Raw genomic sequence first — 2,476 nt, 5'->3', positions numbered from 1 at the left:
CGCGAATGGCCTTCAGCTGGCGGTGTTCGTCCATGGGCAGGACTGGCGTTGGTTTCGTCGAGGCCGCGGGCGAACGTGCAGCATCGCCCGAGGCACCGGTTCAGCTATCAAGGGCGAGCCAAATCCCGCCTCACCGGACATAACCGAGCGCGTATAGTTGGCGCGCGATGGTCGCTCACCGTTTCGAAATCGACCATCATCTCGCGGCCGACCTTGCCCAGCTTCAGCTGGTGGCTGTCGCAGTAGCGCGACAAAGCCGAACGATCGATCTTGTCACCGCCAGCCGTCAGCAGCTCCGCACAGCGGGCAACGGACACCGGCCCGATCTTGCCGTGCATGTTCGCCAATCCGTGCAGAGGGATGCGTGCAACCGTGCGCCTTTGCGCGCAGCTCACACAAGAAAACGATCGAGCCGTTGAACCTGCCGTATAGCGGAGCCGCCAGGAGGGACCGTGAAGGGTCTGCGGGTCAGGCCGTCGCATGCGAGCGTCGGCAGCAGGCAGGTCGAGGGGCAAAAGCGAACCCGCCACGGCGATGGCCGGGCGGGTCGGAGGGTTCAAGATCAGGCGGGGTCGTGAATAGCGTCCGCACTCCTGCTCACTTGAGTAGGAGTGGAGAGACGACCTGCCGGGTGATCCGACCTAGGAGCGTAACGAAGACGACGGCCCGATTCCCGTCAAGCAATTCCTCGAACACAACATCGATATCCGCCTTGGGTCCGACCAGGGCCAGGCTCTGACCCTTGCGCCAGGTGACCAGATCGGAGGATCGGAGAGCTTGATCAGGCCCGCCTCCTCCTGCTGGCGGATCGAGGCGATCACCTCGTCGGGAACGGACAGGGGCACACCCCCTGCCCGCAGGATGCCCTTGATCCCGATGGTCGTGAACAACTCGCCCCAGTCATCGCGGCGCGTATCGAACCGCACGAACAGGTAGCCGCGCAGGAACGGCCGAACGACGGTGGCCGCGGGCCGTCGCGCCGTGCGAGGGCGTTCGGTCACCGCCATGGGCAGGTAGGTCTCGAAGCCCAGGGCTCGGATATTGGCCTTGGCCGTTCGCTCGGCGTTGGTGTTGGTCATCACCACCCGCCATTTGCGGTCGCGTTCAGCGTCGTCCTGGCCCGCCAAGTCAAACATCCGAATATCACCGTCCATGGCCCAACTCCTCAACGCTCACGCCCAAAGTCTTGAAGATCCCCGCCACCTCGCGCAGCCGTTCAGCCCGGTTGCGAAGGCCGGGGCTGATGCACCGCTTGGCGGGATCCCAGCCGCATGGGTCCAACCAGCTGCCGACCCATCGCTCGTCCCTGACAGCCAGCACGGCGTCTCGGACCTCAGCGCAGGCGAACGCGGTTCGCTCCCTCGCCGAGCCCTTGGGCTGATTGGCCGGGAGCCGACCTCGGTAGCTCTGGCGCTGCAACCAGCGGTCCAACCCGGGTGGCGCGTATTTCCGCTGGCGCGTTTCCGGCGAAGCGACATAGGCGCGACCGGCCTCGACCAATCGACGGGCATCCCCGACCGAAGCCGCCTCGGCAGCGAACGCCGCCCGCGCCGCCGGGACGTCGGTGTTGTCCAGTCCGCCCGCCGGCCAAAGCGCCAGCAGTTCCTCGAAAGCGTCCGCTTCGTTCGCGCACGCGCTGAGAGAGGGAACGTCAGTTCCCTCTTGGTTAAGTGATAGGTTCAAGAATGCCCCCCCACCACCTGAGGGGGCCCCCTGTACCTCCTGAGGGGGCCCCCCACCAAAATGTGGTGGGGGGTGCGACACTTCAGGCTTGGATTTTGGCGCCTTTCGGGGGCGCTTATGGCCGCCGACGGTGTCCTCTTCGAGAGGCTGCTCAGGCTCGTAAAACGTCAAAACGATGCGGTTCGACGACTGCCCGCCATCGCGCCGGGTGCGCTGTTCTCGCTTGAGAAAGCCCAGGTCTTCGGCGAGCTTCAGGGCGTTACGGGCCGCGCTCAACGAAACCCGCATCTTCGTCGCGATGGTGTTGAGTGACGGATAGCAAGAGGCGTTCGCGTCAGCGAAACCCGCCAGCACGTACATCAGCAACGTCACATGGGCGTTGGGTGTCTCGAGATACTCAACGGCTCCTAGCGCACGAAAGCTCATGGCTGAGCCTCCGCGCACTCGGCTTTCAGTCCATGTGGTAGCCGGCCTTGGTCTTTCCGAGAATTTGGGCGGCAACCAACCTGCGCAGGCTTTGCTGGACGGCTTCCTCCGTCATGCAGCAGATCAGAGCTAGCTTTTCGATAGACCCGTTCCACAATCCATCGGGCGGGGTTCCATCCGCCATGACGATCAGAACAAGCTTGTCGATGGGCTCGTCCGATTCTGCGCAAACGCCCAGGAACTGATGTCTGAACTCATGGTCCACCTCCAAGGCTTCGACACTGACCGAGAAATCGCAGACTCGGCACGGCGTTTTGCCGGAGCACATTTCTATGGGTGCAAACCTTGCACCCATACGCCCGCAAAA

4 protein-coding genes are annotated in these 2,476 nt (G+C 63.8%); all 4 read right to left on the bottom strand.

The genetic code is table 11. The features are described 5' to 3' along the window. Positions 1-107 precede the first annotated feature (107 nt). Positions 108-338, bottom strand: coding sequence for a hypothetical protein (locus CSW58_RS10860; protein WP_099447295.1), 231 nt, complete (start codon positions 336-338; stop codon positions 108-110). A gap of 303 nt (positions 339-641) precedes the next feature. Next, positions 642-1,154: a transcription termination/antitermination protein NusG gene (locus CSW58_RS10855; RefSeq protein WP_099447294.1), complete on the bottom strand. Its 513-nt coding sequence runs from the start codon at positions 1,152-1,154 to the stop codon at positions 642-644. After that, positions 1,144-2,109, bottom strand: a complete 966-nt coding sequence (locus CSW58_RS10850; protein ID WP_099447293.1) for a helix-turn-helix domain-containing protein — start codon at positions 2,107-2,109, stop codon at positions 1,144-1,146. Before CSW58_RS10850 ends, CSW58_RS10855 begins: the two co-directional genes overlap by 11 nt. A 25-nt stretch (positions 2,110-2,134) precedes the next feature. Further along, positions 2,135-2,476: hypothetical protein (locus CSW58_RS10845; protein WP_236627783.1), on the bottom strand; the 342-nt coding region annotated here is incomplete at its 5' end.

The organism is Caulobacter sp. B11, assembly GCF_002737765.1.
Taxonomy (GTDB): domain Bacteria; phylum Pseudomonadota; class Alphaproteobacteria; order Caulobacterales; family Caulobacteraceae; genus Caulobacter.
Note: the sequence above shows the minus strand (reverse complement) of the source record. Positions and strands in the feature narration are given on the sequence as shown.

Excerpts from the sequence above, each read along its gene's own strand:
- CSW58_RS10855 (WP_099447294.1), bottom strand. The coding sequence starts at position 1,154 with ATGGACGGTGATATTCGGATGTTTGACTTGGCGGGCCAGGACGACGCT.
- CSW58_RS10850 (WP_099447293.1), bottom strand. The coding sequence starts at position 2,109 with ATGAGCTTTCGTGCGCTAGGAGCCGTTGAGTATCTCGAGACACCCAAC.
- CSW58_RS10860 (WP_099447295.1), bottom strand. The coding sequence starts at position 338 with ATGCACGGCAAGATCGGGCCGGTGTCCGTTGCCCGCTGTGCGGAGCTG.